The following is an 18721-nucleotide window of genomic DNA, read 5'->3' on the forward strand; positions in this document are numbered from 1 at the left end:
CCCGCCGGCAGTCTTGCCGCCCCGACGCCGCACAGAACCCCGGCCCGCCCGGCACACACCCGACTACCGCTTCGATTTTCAGAGGAGAAGTGGTGCCCAGAGCCGGAATCGAACCAGCGACACGCGGATTTTCAATCCGCTGCTCTACCAACTGAGCTATCTGGGCACCGTTGGGTGGGCGGGTGATACTCAAGGCCGCCGGGGCTGTCCAGAGGGAAAACGCCCTCTGGAACGCCGCCAGGGAACGCCTCTAGTGAGGGGTCGGCGGGGCCGGGTCTTCGGGCGGTTCGTCGTCGCCCGCAGCAGCGTCCGGGATGCGGTAGCTTTCGTTCAGCCAGCGCGCGAGGTCGACGTCGGCGCAGCGGCGGCTGCAGAACGGGCGGTATTTCGGATCGGCGGGCTTGCCGCAGGTGGGGCAGCTCATGCCAGCAGCCCCTTCAGCGCCAGACGGTCGCGGCGACGGGTCAGCTCATAGAGGCCCAGCGTGGTCCAACCGGCCAGGTTGGCCTCGCCGTCGGCCTTGAACGCCGCCTTCATCACCTGGTCCAGGATGTGGCGGTCGCGCTTGGGCACCGGCGCGAAGTCGATCACCACCTGCCCGCCCAGGCCGCGCAGCCGCAACTGCCGCGGCAGGTCGCGGGCGGCGGCCACATTGGCCTTCAGCGCCGCGGCGGGCGAGGTGTCGGGGCCGGTGTTCACATCCACCGAGACCAGCGCGCGGGTCGGCTCGATCATCAGGTGGCCGCCGCCGGGCAGCGCCACGCGCGGCGCAAGCAGCGCCTCGATGGCCTCATGCACGCCGTGGTGGTCAAAGCAGCCCGCGTCGCTGACCACCTCGTCGGGCGCGGGGTCCAGCCAGTCGCGCCAGGCCAGGTCATGCGCGCCGGGGGCATCCAGCAGCAGTTCCGGCCCGCCGTCCAGATCGGCCGCAAGCGTCTGCGCCAGCCCGCGCATCGCGGCGATGTCTTCGGCCACGACCTCGGGTTCCGCCCCCTCGCAGGCCGAGCGCAGGATCAGCCCGAGGCCCGAGTCCGCCCCCGCCATGCCCGCACTGGCCAGCGCCGACAACTCGGCGCGCAGGGCTTCGTCGCGGATGCGGCGGCTGATGTTCAGCCCCGGCGCATCCGGCGTGACGATGGCGAAGCGCGACTTGCAGAGCAGCCGCGCGGTGACCGGGGTGGCCTTGCCGTCCTCGGTCGGGCCGCTGACCTGCACCAGCACCCGCTGGCCGGGGGCCAGGCCGCTGATCTGGCGCAGGAAGCCGCTGCCATGGGGCAGTTTCACGAACATCCCGCCCTGCCCCTTGACCGGCCGGTCCGCCACCGCGCGGTAGATCGCACCGGGCAGGGCCTCGTCGCCCGCCGGGTCGATGGACAGCTCTTCCAGCACGCCATCGACCATCAGCGCGGCTGCCTCGCGGTCGCCGATCCGGTCCAAGAGCACGACGCGACCCTTCATGCCTGCCTCCAGACCGGCCAGCCCGCGGCCACCAGCAAGGCCGCAGTCTCGGCCACCGGCAGGCCCATGATCCCGGTGAAACTGCCGGAAATCCAGGGGATGAAGGCGCCCGCCAGGCCCTGGATGCCGTAGCCGCCCGCCTTGCCCTGCCATTCGCCGCTGGCGAGATAGGCGTTCAATTCGTCATCCGACAGCCGCTTGATCTTGACCGCCGAGACGCTTTCCCGCGCCCAGACCCGATCGCCCCGGCGCACCGCGACGGCGGTGATCACCTCATGCCGCCGCCCGGCCAGCTTGGTCAGGAACGCTGCCGCCTCGGCGGCATCGGCCGGCTTGCCCAGGATGCGCCGACCCAGCGCCACCGTGGTATCGGCACACAGCACCACGTCGTCGGGCCCCGCCGGCACGGCCAGGGCCTTTTCCCGCGCCAGACGGGCCGCATAGGGCCGCGGCAACTCGCCCTTGCGGGGGTCTTCGTCGATGTCGGGGGGAAGGATCAGGTCGGGCACCAGGCCGATCTGCGCCAGAATTTCCTTCCGGCGCGGGCTGGCAGAACCAAGGATCAGCCGCAAGGCGCGATCTTACTTGAAGCGATAGTTGATGCGACCCTTCGACAGGTCGTAGGGGGTCATTTCCACCTGCACCTTGTCGCCGGCCAGAACCCGGATGCGGTTCTTGCGCATCTTGCCTGCCATCGTCGCGATCAGTTCATGGCCATTGTCAAGCTCGACCTTGAACGTCGCGTTGGGCAGGAGTTCCTTCACGACGCCGGGGAATTCGAGAATGTCTTCCTTGGCCATGGTCACTCCGAAAAGGGGTTGGCCCGCGGGAACCGCAGGCCTTTGCCGGCCGCCATATGCGCCCGAAAAAGGCCCATTTCAAGCGGAATCTCGCGCCGCGACGGAAGGCCGCCGCCTGCGGTAAGGCCCAGGCGCAGCTGCTTTTCCACCTCCAGAGCCGCGAAGAAGGCCGCGCCGACGGCGATGATCAGCACCCCGTCGGCCAAGGGCACGGCCCTTGTGCCCAAGACGGCCTGCAGCGGCGGCAGATAGGTGACGGCCTGTTGTGCCAGGGTGATCGAGATCACCACCGCCCGGACCACCCGCTTCCCCTTGACCGCCGCCCAGGTCAGCGAGGTGCCAAGGATGTTGCGGATGAAGAACAGGTGGAACACCTCCAGCACCACCAGCATTTTCATCGCCAGGGTCTGCGCCAGCGCCAGCGGATAGCCGCGGTCCATCGCAAGGTTGCAGACGCCGAACGCCGCCGCCAGGAACAGCCCCGATACCAGCGCCACACGCCAGACCAGTTCCATCGACAGGATCGGCGCGGCGGACGGGCGCGGCGGGCGGGCCATGGTGCCGGCCTCGGTCGGCTCGAAGGCCAGCGCCAGTCCCAGGGCGATGCCGGTGATCAGGTTGATCCACAGGGTCTGCACCGTCGTCACCGGCAGCGCCAGCCCGGCCAGCAGCGCCAGCACCACCGTCAGCGCCTCGCCCGCGCTGGTCGGCACCTCGAAGCTGATCAACTTGCGCAGGTTGTCGAACACCGTCCGCCCCTCGCGCACCGCCGCGGCCAGGGTGGCGAAGTTGTCGTCGGCCAGCACCAGATCGGCCGACTCCTTGGTCGCCTCCGATCCTTTCAGGCCCATGGCGATGCCCACATCCGCTCGCTTCAGTGCCGGCGCGTCGTTCACCCCGTCGCCGGTCATCGCCACCGACAGACCATTGGCCTGCAAGGCGGTGACAAGGCGCAGCTTGAGTTCCGGGCTGGTACAGGCAGAGGCGTCGACGCCGACCGCCTGGCGCGCCAGTTCCGCCTCGTCCAGCCCGTCGATCTGGGGTCCGGTCAACACCGGATGCGGGTTTTCCAGCCCGATCTCGGTGGCAATGGCCGTGCGCAGCCGGCATGGTCGCCGGTGATCCTCTTGACCCTGATGCCTGCCGCCCGGCACTCGGCCACCGCGGCCACCGCCTTGGGGCAGGGCGGGTCGATCAGCCCGACCAACCCCGGAAAGGACAATCCCTGGTCCAGCACCGCCACATCGATCACCGCGCCCGCTGCCGGCCACTCCGCCAGCGCCAGCACGCGAAATCCCCGCCGGGCCATCGCTTCGGCGCGGTCGTGCCAATGCGCCGCGTCCAGCCCGGCGCACATCCGCAGCACCCGCTCCAGAGCGCCCTTGACGTGGATGCGCGGGCTGTCCGGCCCCTCGCTCAGCACCGCCATGAAGCGGTGGCGGCAGTCGAAGGGCATCTCGTCCAGCCGCTTCGCCGGACCTGCCCCGTCCACCTTGGCGGCAATGGCCAGCAGCGCCCCTTCCGTCGGATCGCCTTCTACCGACCTTCGGCCCCGGTGCTCGCGCAGGCTTGCGTCGTCTCACAGCGCGGCGGCACCGGCCAGCCGGGTCGGGTCGCCCGGCGGATTGTTGCGTCCCTCGGGCGCATGGCCCTCGCCGGTCACCGCAAAGGCACCCTCGGGCGTTTCCAACGCCACCACCAGCATCTCGTTGCGGGTCAGCGTCCCGGTTTTTTCGGTGCAGATCACCGAGACCGAGCCGATCGCATCGATCGCCGGCAACCGCCGCACGATGGCCCGGCGCCGCGCCATCGCCTGCACGCCGATGGCGAGCGTGATCGCCATCACCGCCGGCAGGCCTTCGGGAATGGCGGCGGCGGCCAGGCCGACCACCGCCATGCACATCTCGGGGAACGGGTGGTGCCCAACCACCACGCCATAGGCCAGCAAGAGGCCCGCCCCCAGCAGGATGAAGGCCGACAGCCGGCGCGCGAACTGGTCCATCTGCTTGACCAGCGGCTTGGTCAGGTCTTGCACCCCCGCCAGCAGCCCGCCGAACCGCCCGATCTCGGTGCCCTGCCCCGTCGCCACAACCAGCCCGCGCGCAAGATGGCGGCGCGCGGCGCCAGCATGCCTCGGATCGCCGCCATCGCCGCCTCGGCCTTGCCCTCCTGCAGGAAGCCGATCACCGCATTGGCCAGCACCACCGCCCGGATCACCCCGGTATCGAGCCAGTGCTGCAAGGCCCCGGTCACGACCGTGGCCCCCAGCAGTACATGGACCGGCACATTGTGAAACTGCGACAGGCACCGCCGCAGCGGCCCGCGAATCCGCACCTCGGGCAGCCGGTTCGGCCGGTGCCGCGCCAGCCGCTGCGCCGCCCGGGCCAAGGTCAACCCCTGCGCCCCGCCTCCAGTGCGGCCAGCGCCTCGTCGGTCCACAGCGCCTGGAAGACGCGCGGCGCGATACGGGGCTCCTGAAAGCTGGCCTCCGGGCCAGTCAGATCAAAGGGCCCGCAGCCAGAACTGCAAGGGTTTGCGTGACTCTTCCCTGTCGCCCACGTCCTTCCAGCCGAATTCCGCAAGCACCCCGGGCAGCGGTGCATAGCCGCGGCCCAGCCAGAAGGCATCGTTGGTGCGGAAACTGGCGGGGCGCATCGGATGATCGTCCGGCCGCGTGACCGAGCAGAAGGCAACATGGCTGCGCCCCAGCCTGCGGGCGTGCTCTTCGCGCAGGTCAAAGAACCGATGCCCCAGCCCCTGCCCGCGATAGGCCGGCAGCAGCACCGATTCCGCGCCGTACAGGATGCGCTGCACCGGCAGGCCGGTGGCTTTCAGCGGTTCGGCAAAGGCTTCCGCGTGGTCCTCCATCGGGGTCGAGGTCGAGGCCCCGACCAGCCGCCCCTCGGCAAAGGCCGCCACCAGCAGCGCGCCGGGGCTGTCGCGATAGCTGCGCAGGTAGTCCCGCTCATACTCCAGCGTGCCGTCGTAGAGATAGGGCCAGTCGCGGAAGACGGTGATCCGCAGCCGTGCCAGGTCATCCAGCGCGGCTTCCAGGCTCTCGCCGGTCAGGGCGCGGACAGTGACCTCGGCCGTCACTTGGAAACCTGCTGGGTCCAGTCGTTCAGGTTGTAGAAGGTGGTGATGCGTGCGATCCGGCCGCCTTTCACCTCGAAGAACCCACCCGCCGGCAGAACATAGCGCTGGCCATGGGCCGGCGGCAGGCCCGGATCGGTCTTGAGATATTCGCCGTGCACCACGAATTCCGCCGCCGCGCGGTCGCCCGCGTCATTGGCGAAAACCACGATATCCTTCAGCCGCTCCTGGTAGGTCACACCCATATGGGCACAGAACTCGGCGAACCTGATCTTGCCGATCCGGTGTCCGCCCTCGTTCACCCGGTGCTCGACATCCTCGGTCACGCAATCCAGCATGCCCGCCGCATCGCCGGCATTGAAGGCGTCGTAGTAGCGGGCGATCAGGGCCAGGGTCGTCTCGCGGCTCATCGGGGGCCTCCTTCGGTTGCGCCCCCTGCATAGCCCATGGCGCTGCCACGCGCCAAGCCGCCAGGAAGACAGCGCGCGGTCCGAAATCGCCGCCCAAGCCCTTGCCCAAACCCGCCACAGACCTTCGCCACTGCAGACATCGACCTCTTCAATGCAGGGTAACACCCAGGTCGGGCCGGAAAGCGGGGGCGCTGCCCCCGTCTTCGCGCAAGCGCGAAGCCTCCCCCGGGATATTTTCTGGACAGATGAAACAGCAAAGGCCTTCATCTGTCCTCAAATATCCCCGCCGGAGGCATCCCCGGCCCATGCCAGGCGCCACGCCCGGACAGAAGCGTCGCGGTGCGGCCGGGCGGCCGAGCCGGTTGCGCGCTTGCGCGCAGAGGCGAGAGGAAAGGTTTGCGGCGCCTGGCGCCGCTCCGCTGGATCACCGCCAGGGGTCAAGGCGCCTCGGGTTCGGTCGGCGGGCCGAAGCGGGCGATCATCCGGTCGCGGATCTGGTCGCGGGTCTGTCGGTAGGCGGCCAGTTTCGCCTCGCGCGTCTCGCCCAGGCCGGTCGGGTCCAGGATCGGCCAGTATTCCACCTCCAGGTGGTGATAGCGCGTCAGTTCCAGCGCCATCCGCTGGCTGGCCGGCGACAGCGCCACGATCAGGTCGAACTGCCCCAGGTCATCGCCCCACTCCTGCATTTCCTCGAAGCTGCGGGCGCGGTGGCGCGAGATCTCCAGCCCCACCTCCTGGCAGACCGCAATCGAAAAGCCGTCCACCTCCATGTCGTTGCGCACCCCCGCCGACTGCACATAGGCGCGCTGGCCATAGAAGCTTTTCATCATCGCCTCGGCCATCGGCGACCGAACGGCATTGTGATCGCAGCAGAACAGGACGGACTGCGGGAAGTCGCCCACCGCTACCCCCAGTGCAGCACGCAGATCAGGGTGAACAGCCGCCGCGCGGTGTCAGAGTCCACCTCCGCCTTGCCCTCCAGCCGTTCCTGCAGCACCCGCGCGCCTTCGTTGTGGATGCCGCGGCGGGCCATGTCGATGGCCTCGATCTGGCTGGGCGGCAGGCGTTTGACCGCCTCGAAATAGCTTTCGCAGATTTGGAAGTAGTCCTTCACCACCTGCCGGAACGGGCCAAGGGACAGATGGAACTCGCCCACCTTGTCGCCCGTCTCCTGCGCGATGTCGAACACCAGCCGTCCCTCGCGGATCGCCAGGTGCAGCCGGTAGGGGCCGGGCGGAATCTCGCGCCCGTCGCGCAGCGGCAGGCCAAAGCGGTTCTCCTCCAACAGGTCGTAGATCGCGACCCGGCGCTCCTGCTCGATCTCGGGGGTCGGCCGCGCCAGCCCCCGTTCGTCGATCTCGATGTGGCAGATGCGGTTGGTCATGGGCCTTCGTCCGGCAAGAGTATCCGGCCGGTATTGCCCCACGCGCCCCCCGGGTGCAAGCCGTCAGTCGTTCGGTCGGGCGTTCAGCCGGTCCAGCCGCGCCCGCACCGACAGGCCATGCGCCTGCAGGCCCTCGCTGATCGCCAGCCGCTCGGCCGCCGGTCCGATGGCGCGCAGGGCGTCCGGGGTCATCCGGGCCAGGGTGGTTTTCTTCAGGAAATCCAGCACGTTCAGCCCGCTGGAGAACCGCGCCGACCGCGCCGTGGGCAGCACATGGTTCGGCCCGCCGACGTAATCGCCAATCGCTTCCGGCGTCCAGGCGCCCAGGAAGATGGCCCCGGCGTGCAGGCACTTGGCCGCCAGCGCCTCGGGGTCGTCCACGCACAGTTCCAGATGTTCGGGTGCGATGCGGTTGGACAGCGCCGCCGCCTCGTCCAGGTCGCGCGTCACGATCACCGTGCCGTTGTCGCGCCAGCTTGCCCCGGCGATGGCCGACCGCTGCAGTCCCGGCAGCCGCGCCTCCAGCGCCGCTTGCACGCGGGCCGCAAGCCCCGCGTCCGGGGTGATGAGAATGGCCTGCGCGCTGGCGTCGTGCTCGGCCTGGCTCAGCATGTCCAGCGCAATCCAGTCCGGGTCCACCGCGCCCTCGGCGATGACCAGAATCTCGGACGGCCCGGCGATCATGTCGATGCCGACGCGCCCGAACACCCGCCGCTTGGCCGCCGCCACATAGGCGTTGCCCGGCCCGGTGATCTTGTCCACCGGCGCGATGGTTTCCGTGCCGTAGGCCAGCGCCGCCACCGCCTGTGCGCCGCCCACCCGATAGACCGTGTCCACCCCGGCGATCTGCGCCGCCAGCAGCACCAGCGGGTTCACCACGCCACCCGGCGTCGGGCAGACCACCACCAGCCGCCCGACCCCCGCCACCTTGGCCGGAATGGCGTTCATCAGCACCGAGGACGGATAGGACGCCAGCCCCCCCGGCACATACAGCCCCGCCGCCGAAACCGGCGTCCAGCGCCAGCCTAAGCGCGCACCCACGGTGTCGGTCCAGCCGGCATCCTCGGGCCGCTGCCGTTCGTGATAGGCGCGGATGCGCGCGGCGGCCAGGTCCAGCGCGGCGCGGTCCTCGGGGCTGACCTTCGCCACCTCGGCGGCGATCTCGGCGGGTGAGAATGCCAGGCGCTCGGGCGTCAGCGCCAGCCGGTCAAAGCGTTCGGTCAGCTCGATCACCGCCGCGTTGCCGCGGGCGCGGACATCGGCGATGATCGCCGCCACCGCGGCATCCACATCCTCGGCCTCTTCCCGCTTCTGCCCCAGCATCGCGGCAAAGGCGGCCTCGAACCCCTTGTCTTCGGTGGACAGCAGCATCGGCATCGGCAGGCCCCCTTTGGCACATGCGCCCCCGATAGCGCGCGCGCCCCGCAGGGGCAAGCGATGCCCGCTGGCATCCCGGGCCAGCCTTGCTTAGGGTCGCGCCGAACGTACCGGAGTCTCCGATGCCCACCCCGAACCCTGGCCCGAACCCCGCCGCCCTTGCCCACCTGGCCCAGCGCCGCTCGGCCGCGGCCAAGCTCTACACCGATCCGGTCCCCGACCGGGCGGCGCTTGAGGCGATCCTGACCCTTGCCTTTCGCACCCCCGACCATGGCAAGCTGGAGCCCTGGCGGTTGGTCGTGCTGTCCCGGCCCGACATGGCCCGCCTTGCCGATCTGGCCGAGGCGCGGGCGCGCGAGCTGGGCGGCGACGCCGAGAAAATCGCCAAGGGCCGCGGCCAGTATGACGCGGGCCGCCTTGCCGTCGCAGTGATCTCGTCGCCGAAGCCGGCCGAAAAGGTGCCCGCGGCCGAGCAGCGCCTGTCCGCCGGCGCGCTGTGCATGAACATCCTGCACGCCGCCACCGCCTCGGGCTGGGGGGCCTGCTGGCTGACCGGCTGGCCGGCGCATGACGCGACCTTCGCCGCCCGCGCCTTCGCCTGCACCGGCAATGAGACCGTCGCCGGCATCGTCCACATCGGCACCCCGCCCGCCGAACTGCCCCCCGACCGCCCCCGCCCCGACCTTGCGCGCCTTGTCCGCTGGGGTCTGGAATGATCTTCACCGCCTTCTTCCGGGCCCTGGGTCAGACCTTCGACCCGCGCTTTCGCCGCGTGCTTCTGGTTGGCATCGCGCTGGCCTTTGCGCTGCTGGTTGCCGTCTACTCCGTCTTCCTGCTGGGCATCGCCACCCTGACGCCCGAAGCCATCGACCTGCCGGTGATCGGCCGGGTCGAGGGGCTGCACACCCTCTTGGGCTGGACCTCGCTGTTTCTCATGCTGGGGCTGTCGGTCTTTCTCATGGTGCCCGCGGCGGCGGCCTTTGCCGGGCTGTTCCTGGAAGATGTGGTCAAGGCGGTCGAGGACCGGCACTACCCCTTCCTGCCCCCGGCGCGGCCGCTGGCCTTGGGTGAATCGATCAAGGCCTCGGCCAACCTGATCGGGTTGATCGTGGTGGTGAACATTCTTGCGGTGTTCCTCTACCCGCTGGCGGGGCCGGCCGCACCGCTGGTGTTCTGGGCGGTGAACGGGTTCCTTCTGGGCCGCGAATACTTCACCATGGTCGCCCTGCGCCGCATGGCCCCGGCCGAGGCCAAGGCCCTGCGCCGCGCCAACGCGCTGCGCCTCTGGGCCGCCGGCACGCTGATGGCGGTGCCGCTGTCGGTGCCGCTGGTGAACCTGATGGTCCCGGTGATCGGCACCGCCACCTTCACCCACATCTTCCATCGGATCGTGGCGAAGGCCGGCTGACCGCAGGGAACCGGAATTCGAAGTCGAATTCCGTGCACGATTTCCGAATTCGGAAATCGTTTGCTCAGCCCTTCGGCGGCGGCATCAGGCCGAAGATGTCGATGTCGCGGATGCCGATCCAGCCCGACAGGATCACCCCCGCCGCCAGCGCCCAGATCAGCGTGGCCCAGACCGTGGCGATCTTCGCGCTGCGGCCCACATCCTCGCGCGCGGGGGCCCCGGGCGGCGTGCCCGGCACCACCGACCCCTCGTCGCCTTGCGTCCGCGTGCGGACCTGCAACACGATGTAGAAGGTCAGGAACCAGATCACCGCATAGAGGACGATGCCGCCCGTCAGGTTCATGTCCGGCTCATACCTGTTCCAGTTCCACCAGGCAGCCGTTGAAGTCCTTGGGGTGCAGGAACAGCACCGGCTTGCCATGCGCGCCGATCTTCGGCTCGCCCGAGCCCAGCACCCGCGCCCCCGCCTCCTTCAGACGGTCGCGCGCGGCAAGGATATCGTCCACCTCATAGCAGATGTGGTGGATGCCGCCGGCCGGGTTCTTTTCCAGGAACCCCGCGATGGGAGAGGCCTCTCCCAAGGGATACAGCAGCTCGATCTTGGTGTTCGGCAGTTCGATGAAGACCACCGTCACACCATGGTCGGGCTCGTCCTGCGGCTGGCCGACAAGCGCACCCAGCGTGTCGCGGTATTGCGCGGTGGCAGCCGCCAGGTCGGGCACGGCGATGGCGACATGGTTCAGGCGGCCGATCATGGGACACTCCTTGCGAAACGCGGGCTTGCGCGGGTTATGCGGGTGCCGCCGCGCGACGGCAAGAGGGTGTTGCGCCGAAGACCGCGCAAGGGCCGGCATCGCCGGGGTCCGTTAACCCGGCATTCACCCTGCGGCGCCTAGTCTGGCCGGATACCCCCCCAACGTTGCAGGAGCACTGCCATGCCCCGCCCTGACCAGTTTCCCGATCCCGCCGGCTTTGTCACCGCCAGTGGGGCCGCGCGCACCCTGATGCCGCTGCAGGGGCTGACCGTGCTGGCGGTGGAAGACAGCCGCTATGCCTGCGATGCGCTGCGCCTGATGTGCCAGCGGCTGGGCGCGCGGCTGCGCCGGGCCGACAGCCTTGCCACGGCCGAGGCGCATCTGCGCTGCTATCGCCCCGATCTGGTGATCGTCGACCTCGGCCTGCCCGACGGCCGGGGCGAGGCGCTGATCGGCCGGCTGGCATTGTCCGACGGCACTGTGGTTCTGGGCACCAGCGGCGACCCTTGCGGCCGTCCGGCGGCCCTGGCGGCCGGGGCGGCGGGGTTCCTGGACAAGCCCATCGCCTCGCTGGCCGTGTTCCAGGAGACGATCCTTGCACATCTGCCCGACGCTCGCCGGCGCCCGGCGGCGCTTGCGGGCGGGGTCGAGGCCGATCCGCTGGCGCTGACCGACGATCTGATCCACGCGGCCGAGGTGCTGGAAGGCGACCCGGGTCCCGACAGCCGGAACTACCTTGCCGGGTTCCTGTCGGGCCTTGCCCGGCAATCGCAGGACGCGGGTCTTGCCGCCGTTTCGGCCGCGCTGCGCGATCCCGGTTTCGAAGCCGCACGGCTGACCGACGTGCTGCGTGCCCGCATCGTCGGCAACCCGGCCTTCGCTGTCGAGCGGCCCTGAGTCCTGGCGTCCTCGCCGCGCCCGAAGGATCGCCGATCACCCGGAAACGCGACCCGCGCCGAGGGCCACTGCCGCTTTGCCGCCCCCTGCCCCGTCGAGCGTCCCGTCGAACGCCCCGTCAAGCGCACCGTCGAGCGCCTGATGGGCGCCTGATGGGCGCCTGTGCAAGCCAGATCCGCGTACCTTCGCGCGCGTTCCCGGGCGCGCAAGGCACAAGGCAACCAGCGGGCCTCGTTGCCAGGTCCGCCTTGGCAACACCGCCGACAGGTTCTTTCCGTGCCGGCCAGGTGCGAACGGAGGGACACCCGAGGCTGCGACCGGCGGCGCAGCCCCGACATGTCGGAGCAAGGCCCTCACCGCCGCGCCGCAACGGCCCTGCACCGGCGCGCGCCGCAGGCTTGAGGAAGGCAGCCACCTTCCGCCAGTCGGGGCCGATTCCGGCAGCGCGACGGGTGTCCCGCGACAGGCCGGCCCCGGCGACCGTTCGCTGGCGCGGCACGGTTTCGCCGCAACGGGGCCGGATGGCGGCAAGGCTGGCCACCCGGACCGCGCCGAACCCCGCGTGTCGCGGATCAGGCAAGGGGCCGGTCGTCCCAAGGCCTGGCCTGGCCGCTCTGCAGATCAGGGATGCCCGGTGCCAGCGACCGATCCGCGCTGCCCCAGGCCCCTTGGGCGCCCGGGGTGCTTTCCCACAATCCAATGATTTCATTTGATATTATTGCACTCCATCGGCAGCGGCGGGCCAGCGCCTTGACAGCCCGCGGCCCCCGCCGGATAAGCCCGGACAGCGCCCTTTTCCGGAAAGCCGCCCTGATGCCCGCCGCCAACGCCGCACTCGACCTGACCCGCATTCTGCCCGAGGCCCGCATCCCCGAGCTGCCGAACCCCTATTTCGGCAAGGTCCGCGACTGCTATGACCTGCCCGCCTCGCCCGGCTTCCCGATGGGCCGCCGCATCCTGATTTCTTCGGACCGGATCAGCGCCTTCGACCGCATCCTTGCGGCGATCCCGTGGAAGGGCCAGGTGCTGACCCAGACCGCCCGCTTCTGGTTCGACGCGACCGCCGACCTTTGCCCCAACCATGTCGTCGCCTACCCAGACCCCAACGTGGTGATCGGCCGCCGCCTGACCATCCTGCCGGTCGAGGTGGTGGTGCGCGGCTACCTGGCCGGCACCACCTCGACCTCGGTCCTGACCCGCTACAAGGCCGGCGCGCGGCAGATGTATGGCCACAGCCTGCCCGATGGCCTGCGCGACAACCAGGCCCTGCCGCAGGCGATCATCACCCCCACCTCCAAGGCCTTCGACGGTGGCCATGACGAACCCCTGACCGCGGCCGAGATCGTGGACCAGGGGCTGCTGTCGGCCGCGCAATGGGATGAGGTCTCGGCCAGGGCGCTGGCCCTGTTCGCCCGCGGCCAGAAAATGGCGGCCGAACGCGGGCTGATCCTGGTGGACACGAAATACGAATTCGGCACCGATGACGCGGGCCGCATCCTGCTGGCCGACGAGATTCACACGCCGGACAGCAGCCGCTACTGGATCGCCTCCGGCTACCAGGCGGCGCTGGAGGGCGGCACCCGCCCGCCCAGTTTCGACAAGGACGTGATCCGCGCCTGGGTGGCCGCCCGCTGCGACCCCTACAAGGACCCGATCCCCGAAATTCCGGCCGAAATGATCGCCCGCACCGCGCAGGTCTACATCGACGCCTTTCAGGCGATCACCGGCCAGCCCTTCGTGCCCGACACCAGCGGGGAAACCCCGCTGGCCCGGGTGCGCGCGAACCTCGCACCTTACTTCGACGCCTGACCGCCTAGCCGCCTAGCCCTTGGCGATCGGCACCCGCGCAGCCGGCGCCGGCACGGCCTTCTTCGCCACTGTCACGGTCAGCACACCATCCTTCATCGCCGCCTTCACCGCAGCCGGATCGGCGTCCGACGGCAGCCGGAAGCTGCGGCTGAAGCTGCCGAACTGGCGTTCCGAGAAATACCAGGTGTCGCTCTTTTCCTCGCGCTCGCTTCGCTTTTCGCCCTTCACCGTCACCAAGCCGTCCTCCACCGTCAGGTGGATATCGTCCTCGGCCACGCCGGGCAGTTCCATCGCGATGCGGTAGCCGTCCTCGCCATGGCTGGCCTCGGCCGCGGGCGACAGCCAGTCGGCCAGCCGCGTGCCCATCAGCCGGAACGGATCATAGAGCGAGGGCCAGAAGCCCGATTGCGTTTTTTCGACCATATGGAGCCTCCTTTCCGGATAGCGTTCCGAGTGGCGATTTTCGGCCCTCTGCCGCGGCCTTGCAATGACCGGGATCATGGCGGCGGCCGCTGCGGGGGATGTTTGCGCCCCCCCCCTGTCTCGCCTATCTTTCGCGCCGATCCAAACGGGAGCGGCCAAATGATTCTGTCCTGCGGTGAAGCGTTGATCGACATGCTGCCCCGCATCTCGACGGCCGGTGAGGCCTGCTTTGCCCCCTACGCCGGCGGCGCGGTCTTCAACACCGCCATCGCGCTGGGGCGGCTGGGGGCACCCTCGGCCTTCTTCTCGGGTGTCTCGACCGACATGCTGGGGGAAATCCTGGCCGACACGCTGACCGCGTCCAAGGTGGACACGCGGTTCCTGGCGCGGTCGGCGCGGCCCACCACGGTGGCCTTCGTCAAACTGGTGCAAGGCCAGGCGAGCTATGCCTTCTATGACGAGGGCACGGCGGGGCGGATGCTCAGTCCCGACCAGCTGCCCGACCTGCCGACGCAGGTGAATGCGCTGTTCTTCGGCGGCATCAGCCTGGTGAACGACCCCGCCGCCAGCACCTACGAGGCGCTTCAGGCCCGCGAATGCGCGGCGCGGGTGACGATGATCGACCCCAACATCCGGCCCGGCTTCATCGCTGGCCAGGAAGCCGCCTACCGGGCCCGGATCGGCCGGATGATCGGCCGGGCCGACATCGTCAAGCTGTCGGACGAAGACCTGCACTGGCTGGAAGGCACCGGCGATCTGACCGCCCTGGCCCGCGGCATCCTGGCCCGCGGCCCGAAGCTGGTGTTCATCACCGAAGGCGCGCTGGGTGCACGAGCGGTGACCGCGACGCAAGATCGCTTCGTCACCGCAACGCCGGTGACGGTGGCCGACACGGTGGGCGCGGGCGACACTTTCAACGCCGGCGTCCTGGCCGCCTTGGACAGGGCCGGGGCGCTGACCAAGGCGGGCGTGGCGGCGCTGTCCGATGCCGTGCTGGACGCGGCGCTGGCCTTGGGCACCCGCGCGGCGGCGGTAACGGTCAGCCGACCCGGCGCCAACCCGCCCTGGGCGCACGAGGTGTGAGGGCGATCCTCCAGCGCGTCGCCCGGGCCCGGGTGGCGGTGGCCGGCGAGACGGTGGGCCAGTGCGGCCCGGGGTTGCTGATCCTGGTCTGCGCCATGCAGGGCGACAGCGACGAGACGGCGTTGAGGCTGGCCGCGAAGGTGGCAAGGATGCGCATCTTCAAGGACGGCCAGGGCAAGATGAACCTCGCGGTCCGCGACGTCGGAGGGGCGGCCCTGGTGGTCAGCCAGTTCACCCTGGCGGCCGACCTGCGCGGCAACCGGCCCGGGTTCAGCACGGCCGCGGCACCGACCGAAGGCGAGCGGCTCTACCGGCGCTTTGCGGACGCCCTGGCGGCCGAAGGCGTGCCGGTCGAGACCGGCATCTTCGGCGCCGACATGGCGGTCGAACTGGTGAACGACGGGCCGGTGACGATCTGGATCGACACCCAAACCTGAGGCAACCGATTTCCGAAGTCGGAAATCGTGCACGGAATTCGACTTCGAATTCCGTCTCTTACTGGAACGGGTTGCCGGCCGACTGCTGGGTGATCACGTCGCCGCAGTCGATCAGGCTCTGGATCGAAGCCTTGGACCCGGCCAGCGAATAGTTCTGCACGTCCCCGCCATCGGCCGAGCGCAGATACAGCCGGTTGCCCTTGGCCACCTCAAGCAGGAAGTCGATGCCGGCGTCGCTGTCGGGCAGGGTGAACAGCACCGAGTTCATCCGCAGGTTCGCCCCGGTCAGGTTCCAGGGCGAGCGCCGGTCGATCTGCACCTGCAGGTCCGCGGTGTCGCCGGTGTCGCCGAAATCCCATTGCGTGGAATAGAACTGGATCTGCACCGAACTGTCCTGGAAGGTCCAGATCGAGAAGCTCTCGCCGGGGGCCGAAACGGTGCCGACGCAGCCCATCGTGCCGTCGTTCCAGGCCACCATTTCCACGACCCAGGCCTTGTTGCGTTCCAGCACCTCGGCCTCGTAATTCTGTGCCAGCGCGGGGGCGGCGGTGGCAATCAGGGCGGCAGCAAAAATCAATCCGGTCGAATTCATCCCACAAGTCCCGTCGGTTGGTCATGCCCCGGCAGTCTGACCGCAGGCCCGCGATTCCCGCAAATGAAATGTCCTGTCATGCCGGCGCGGGGTCAGGGCTTCCAGTCCCAGGGCCGGGTGAAGCTGCCCAGCACCTCGGCCACCTTGGCCTCGTCCACCTCGCCGTCCTTGACCAGATGCGCGACCAGCCCGCGCTTCTTGTCCTCGACCACCTCGGACACCATGACCGGCAATTCGGCCTTGCGCAGCACGGCGTCATAGACCCGGGTGATGGCCATCCGGCGCAGGTCGGGCTTGAACACCTTGCCGACCGCGGTCTTTGGCAATTCGTGCAGGATTTCCATGTGCTTGGGCACTGCGGCCCGCTCCACGATGTGCTTTTCGCAATGCGCCATCAGCTCTTCGGTCGTGGCCTGTGCCCCGGCCACCAGTTCGACATAGACCGCCGGCAATTCGCCCGCATGGGCATCGGGCTGGCCGATGGCGCCGACCACGGCCACCGCCGGGTGGCTCATCAGCGCCTCTTCGATGATTGCCGGGTCGATGTTGTGGCCGCCGCGGATGATCAGGTCCTTGGCCCGGCCGGTGATGAACAGATAGCCGTCGGCATCCAGCCGGCCCAGATCGCCGGTGCGCAGGAAGCGCCCGTCGGCGAACAGCTCGCGGTTCTTGTCGGCCTCGGTATAGGTCGAGCCCTCGAACACCCCCGGGTTCGACACGCAGATCTCGCCCACCTCGTCCACCGCGCATTCGCGAAAGCCGATGGCGCCCTGGCTGGTCAGGATGCGCACCTGGGTGTGCGGGAACGGCAGCCCGACCGAGCCGATCTTCTTGATCCCCTCGGGCGGGTTGATCGACACAAGGCAGGTCGCCTCGGTCAGGCCATACCCCTCGATCGTCTCGATCCCGGTCTCGCGCTTGAAGCGGTTGAACAGCTCGACCGGCATCGCCGCCGAGCCCGAGAAGGTGTGCCGCAGCGACGAGATGTCGGCGTTGACCTTGCGCTGCATCAGGGCCGCCAGCGCGGTCGGGACGGTGATCAGGTAGGTGACCCTGTAGCGTTCGACCAGCTTCCAGAGGTTGTCGAACACCCCCTCGCCGCGGTAGCCCTGCGGGGTGGGGAAGACCACATGCGCCCCGCTTGCGATCATAGACATCAGGATCGGGTAGCAGGCGAAGACGTGGAACAGCGGCAGCGGGCACATCACCACGTCGTCGGGCTTGAACAACAGCTTCTCGCCCAGCCAGCCGTTGTAGACCATGCCCGAGACCTTGTGCTGCGCCACCTTGGGCATCCCGGTGGTGCCGCCGGTGTGGAAATAGGCGGCAACGCGGTCTTCGGGCGGGTCGTCGAACTGCAGCCGGTCGGCCGGGTGGCGGGCCACCTCGGCGTCGAAGGACTTGACGTCGGCGCGGTGCTGGTGGCGCAGCTTCGGCCGGATCAGCGGCACGATCCAGCGCTTCAGGCCGGTGAGATAGCCCAGCAGGTCCACCTCAAGCACGGTCTGCACGTTCGGGGCGAACTTCACCGCCTCGGCCACCTTGTCGGCCAGGTCGGTCTTGGGAAATGCGCGCAGGGTGACCACGACGCGGGCCTTGGTCTCGCGCAGGATCGAACTGATCTGGTCGGCTTCCAGCAGCGGGTTGATCGGGTTGACGATTCCCGCGACCGAACCGGCCAGCAGGGTGACGGCGGTTTCCATCGTGTTCGGCAGCACGAAGGCCACCACATCGCCCGACCGGATGCCCAGCGCACGGAAGGCGTTGGCGACCTGGGTGACGCGGGCATGCAGTTGCGACCAGGTCAGCGTGACCTTGGGTGCGGTGGCGGCCGAAAGCAGCTGATAGCTGATCGCCGGCCGCGCGCCGTGCGCATCGCGCGCGCGGGTCAGGAATTCATACATCGTTCTGGCGACGTCACGCTCGGGCCAGGACATCTCGGCCTCGATGGCCCGCACCTCGGCCAGCGTGGAAAAACTCCCCATCGTCTCCTCCCCATCTTCGTCGTTTCGCCCCGCTCTTGTGGTGGGGTTATCGGCGAATGTGGGGGGTGCGGGCGGCTTTGCCAATCCTTTTCGTCGCGCGTCAACGCAACGTCAGGGGCGGCACCTGCCGCCCCGGACGGATGCGCGGATCAGGCGGCCAATTTGCCGGCGATTTCGACCAGGCGGCGGACCTGGTGGCCGATGGCCGCCTTGGCCTTGTCGTCCAGTGCCGCGCCCTGGGTGTGGCTGTAGCCATAGGGATTGCCGCCGGCGGCAAAGATCGCAGCATCGGTATAGCCCGGAGCGACGATGATCGCGCCCCAGTGCAGGAAGGTGGTGTACAGGCCCAGGATGGTGGCCTCCTGCCCGCCATGCGGGTTCTGCGCGCTGGTCATCGCGCTGATCGCCTTGTTGGCCAGCCCGCCCTTGAACCAGACCCCGCCCAGCGTGTCGATGAACGACCGCACCTGGCTGGTGGCCTGGCCAAAGCGGGTGGGGCCGCTGAACAGGTAGGCATTGGCCCATTCCATGTCGTCCGGGGTGGCCACCGGCACCGCCTTTTGCGCCTCGGCGGCGGCCTTCCAGCCGTCCTGGGCATTCACCACGGCCTCGGGCGCGGTCTCGGCCACGCGCAGCAGGCGCACCTCGGCGCCGGCGGACCGGGCCGCTTCGGCGGCGATTTCGGCCATGGCATGGTTGGTGCCGTAGGTCGAGTAATAGATGATGGCAAGCTTCACGGCGGACATTGCAGGTTTCCTTCACACATTGCGGTAATCCTTGCCGTGATCTATGCGCAGGCCCACTGGCCCG

General features: G+C 69.2%; 25 protein-coding genes and 1 tRNA gene. 6 read left to right on the forward strand and 20 right to left on the reverse strand.

Annotated features, from left to right (window positions below):
* Nucleotides 1-90: 90 nt before the first annotated feature.
* The 14 genes from LHP98_RS12410 to hisD form a co-directional block, all read right to left on the reverse strand.
* Nucleotides 91-166: transfer RNA gene (locus LHP98_RS12410), tRNA-Phe, on the reverse strand.
* 84 nt (nt 167-250) lie between these two features.
* On the reverse strand, nt 251-424 hold the full coding sequence (locus LHP98_RS12415) for a DNA gyrase inhibitor YacG (protein ID WP_227252843.1): 174 nt from the start codon (nt 422-424) through the stop codon (nt 251-253).
* Nucleotides 421-1458 (reverse strand): ribonuclease E/G, encoded by a 1038-nt coding sequence (locus LHP98_RS12420; RefSeq protein ID WP_227252844.1) that lies wholly within the window; start codon nt 1456-1458, stop codon nt 421-423. The genes LHP98_RS12415 and LHP98_RS12420 overlap by 4 nt, the downstream gene beginning before the upstream one ends.
* On the reverse strand, nt 1455-2030 hold the full coding sequence (locus LHP98_RS12425) for a Maf family protein (RefSeq protein ID WP_227252845.1): 576 nt from the start codon (nt 2028-2030) through the stop codon (nt 1455-1457). The genes LHP98_RS12420 and LHP98_RS12425 overlap by 4 nt, the downstream gene beginning before the upstream one ends.
* A 9-nt stretch (nt 2031-2039) precedes the next feature.
* Nucleotides 2040-2258, reverse strand: a complete 219-nt coding sequence (infA, locus tag LHP98_RS12430) for a translation initiation factor IF-1 (protein WP_045389309.1) — start codon at nt 2256-2258, stop codon at nt 2040-2042.
* 2 nt (nt 2259-2260) lie between these two features.
* On the reverse strand, nt 2261-3310 hold the full coding sequence (locus LHP98_RS19605) for an HAD-IC family P-type ATPase (RefSeq protein ID WP_319638947.1): 1050 nt from the start codon (nt 3308-3310) through the stop codon (nt 2261-2263).
* Nucleotides 3307-3825, reverse strand: a complete 519-nt coding sequence (locus LHP98_RS19610; protein WP_319638951.1) for a hypothetical protein — start codon at nt 3823-3825, stop codon at nt 3307-3309. Before LHP98_RS19610 ends, LHP98_RS19605 begins: the two co-directional genes overlap by 4 nt.
* 12 nt (nt 3826-3837) lie before the next feature.
* Complete coding sequence (locus tag LHP98_RS19615) at nt 3838-4347, reverse strand: HAD-IC family P-type ATPase (protein ID WP_319638948.1); 510 nt, start codon at nt 4345-4347, stop codon at nt 3838-3840.
* Nucleotides 4281-4646, reverse strand: a complete 366-nt coding sequence (locus LHP98_RS19620) for a cation-transporting P-type ATPase (RefSeq protein WP_319638949.1) — start codon at nt 4644-4646, stop codon at nt 4281-4283. Before LHP98_RS19620 ends, LHP98_RS19615 begins: the two co-directional genes overlap by 67 nt.
* A gap of 114 nt (nt 4647-4760) precedes the next feature.
* Nucleotides 4761-5354 (reverse strand): GNAT family N-acetyltransferase, encoded by a 594-nt coding sequence (locus LHP98_RS12440; RefSeq protein WP_227252846.1) that lies wholly within the window; start codon nt 5352-5354, stop codon nt 4761-4763.
* Nucleotides 5351-5761 carry a ketosteroid isomerase-related protein gene (locus LHP98_RS12445; protein WP_227252847.1) on the reverse strand — a complete coding sequence of 137 codons (411 nt, stop codon included), beginning with the start codon at nt 5759-5761 and terminating at the stop codon, nt 5351-5353. The genes LHP98_RS12440 and LHP98_RS12445 overlap by 4 nt, the downstream gene beginning before the upstream one ends.
* A gap of 437 nt (nt 5762-6198) precedes the next feature.
* Nucleotides 6199-6663, reverse strand: coding sequence for a low molecular weight phosphatase family protein (locus tag LHP98_RS12450; RefSeq protein WP_227252848.1), 465 nt, complete (start codon nt 6661-6663; stop codon nt 6199-6201).
* 2 nt (nt 6664-6665) lie between these two features.
* Nucleotides 6666-7145: a UPF0262 family protein gene (locus LHP98_RS12455; protein ID WP_227252849.1), complete on the reverse strand. Its 480-nt coding sequence runs from the start codon at nt 7143-7145 to the stop codon at nt 6666-6668.
* 63 nt (nt 7146-7208) lie between these two features.
* A complete protein-coding gene (gene hisD / locus LHP98_RS12460; protein ID WP_227252850.1) occupies nt 7209-8522 on the reverse strand; it encodes a histidinol dehydrogenase in 1314 nt (437 codons plus the stop codon).
* Nucleotides 8523-8644: 122 nt separating this feature from the next.
* Here hisD and LHP98_RS12465 point away from each other — a divergent pair, with 122 nt between their 5' ends.
* Both LHP98_RS12465 and LHP98_RS12470 read left to right on the forward strand, forming a co-directional pair.
* Nucleotides 8645-9238, forward strand: coding sequence for a nitroreductase (locus tag LHP98_RS12465; RefSeq protein ID WP_227252851.1), 594 nt, complete (start codon nt 8645-8647; stop codon nt 9236-9238).
* On the forward strand, nt 9235-9930 hold the full coding sequence (locus LHP98_RS12470; RefSeq protein ID WP_227252852.1) for an EI24 domain-containing protein: 696 nt from the start codon (nt 9235-9237) through the stop codon (nt 9928-9930). Before LHP98_RS12465 ends, LHP98_RS12470 begins: the two co-directional genes overlap by 4 nt.
* A 64-nt stretch (nt 9931-9994) precedes the next feature.
* Here the strand turns inward: LHP98_RS12470 and LHP98_RS12475 are convergent, their stop codons facing one another.
* Complete coding sequence (locus LHP98_RS12475) at nt 9995-10273, reverse strand: DUF1467 family protein (protein WP_227252853.1); 279 nt, start codon at nt 10271-10273, stop codon at nt 9995-9997.
* Between the two features lie 7 nt (nt 10274-10280).
* Complete coding sequence (gene mce, locus LHP98_RS12480; protein WP_227252854.1) at nt 10281-10685, reverse strand: methylmalonyl-CoA epimerase; 405 nt, start codon at nt 10683-10685, stop codon at nt 10281-10283.
* A 180-nt stretch (nt 10686-10865) separates the two neighbouring features.
* Between mce and LHP98_RS12485 the strand changes: the two genes are divergently transcribed.
* Both LHP98_RS12485 and LHP98_RS12490 read left to right on the forward strand, forming a co-directional pair.
* A complete protein-coding gene (locus LHP98_RS12485; RefSeq protein WP_227252855.1) occupies nt 10866-11582 on the forward strand; it encodes a response regulator in 717 nt (238 codons plus the stop codon).
* Between the two features lie 813 nt (nt 11583-12395).
* Nucleotides 12396-13391 (forward strand): phosphoribosylaminoimidazolesuccinocarboxamide synthase, encoded by a 996-nt coding sequence (locus tag LHP98_RS12490; protein ID WP_227252856.1) that lies wholly within the window; start codon nt 12396-12398, stop codon nt 13389-13391.
* 12 nt (nt 13392-13403) lie between these two features.
* Here the strand turns inward: LHP98_RS12490 and LHP98_RS12495 are convergent, their stop codons facing one another.
* Nucleotides 13404-13814, reverse strand: a complete 411-nt coding sequence (locus LHP98_RS12495) for an Hsp20/alpha crystallin family protein (RefSeq protein ID WP_227252857.1) — start codon at nt 13812-13814, stop codon at nt 13404-13406.
* 159 nt (nt 13815-13973) lie between these two features.
* Here LHP98_RS12495 and LHP98_RS12500 point away from each other — a divergent pair, with 159 nt between their 5' ends.
* The gene (locus LHP98_RS12500) at nt 13974-14897 is read left to right on the forward strand and encodes a carbohydrate kinase family protein (protein ID WP_227252858.1); all 924 of its coding nucleotides are present in this window, start codon (nt 13974-13976) and stop codon (nt 14895-14897) included.
* Nucleotides 14894-15334, forward strand: a complete 441-nt coding sequence (dtd, locus tag LHP98_RS12505; protein WP_227252859.1) for a D-aminoacyl-tRNA deacylase — start codon at nt 14894-14896, stop codon at nt 15332-15334. The genes LHP98_RS12500 and dtd overlap by 4 nt, the downstream gene beginning before the upstream one ends.
* A gap of 58 nt (nt 15335-15392) precedes the next feature.
* Here dtd and LHP98_RS12510 read toward each other — a convergent pair whose 3' ends face one another.
* The 3 genes from LHP98_RS12510 to wrbA form a co-directional block, all read right to left on the reverse strand.
* Nucleotides 15393-15926 (reverse strand): hypothetical protein, encoded by a 534-nt coding sequence (locus LHP98_RS12510; RefSeq protein ID WP_227252860.1) that lies wholly within the window; start codon nt 15924-15926, stop codon nt 15393-15395.
* Between the two features lie 92 nt (nt 15927-16018).
* Nucleotides 16019-17911: an acyl-CoA synthetase gene (locus LHP98_RS12515; RefSeq protein WP_227252861.1), complete on the reverse strand. Its 1893-nt coding sequence runs from the start codon at nt 17909-17911 to the stop codon at nt 16019-16021.
* A gap of 149 nt (nt 17912-18060) precedes the next feature.
* The gene (gene wrbA, locus LHP98_RS12520) at nt 18061-18657 is read right to left on the reverse strand and encodes an NAD(P)H:quinone oxidoreductase (protein ID WP_227252862.1); all 597 of its coding nucleotides are present in this window, start codon (nt 18655-18657) and stop codon (nt 18061-18063) included.
* Nucleotides 18658-18721 lie beyond the last annotated feature (64 nt).

Origin of the sequence: Rhodobacter sp. Har01 (assembly GCF_020564565.1) — a bacterium.
GTDB lineage: Bacteria > Pseudomonadota > Alphaproteobacteria > Rhodobacterales > Rhodobacteraceae > Pseudogemmobacter.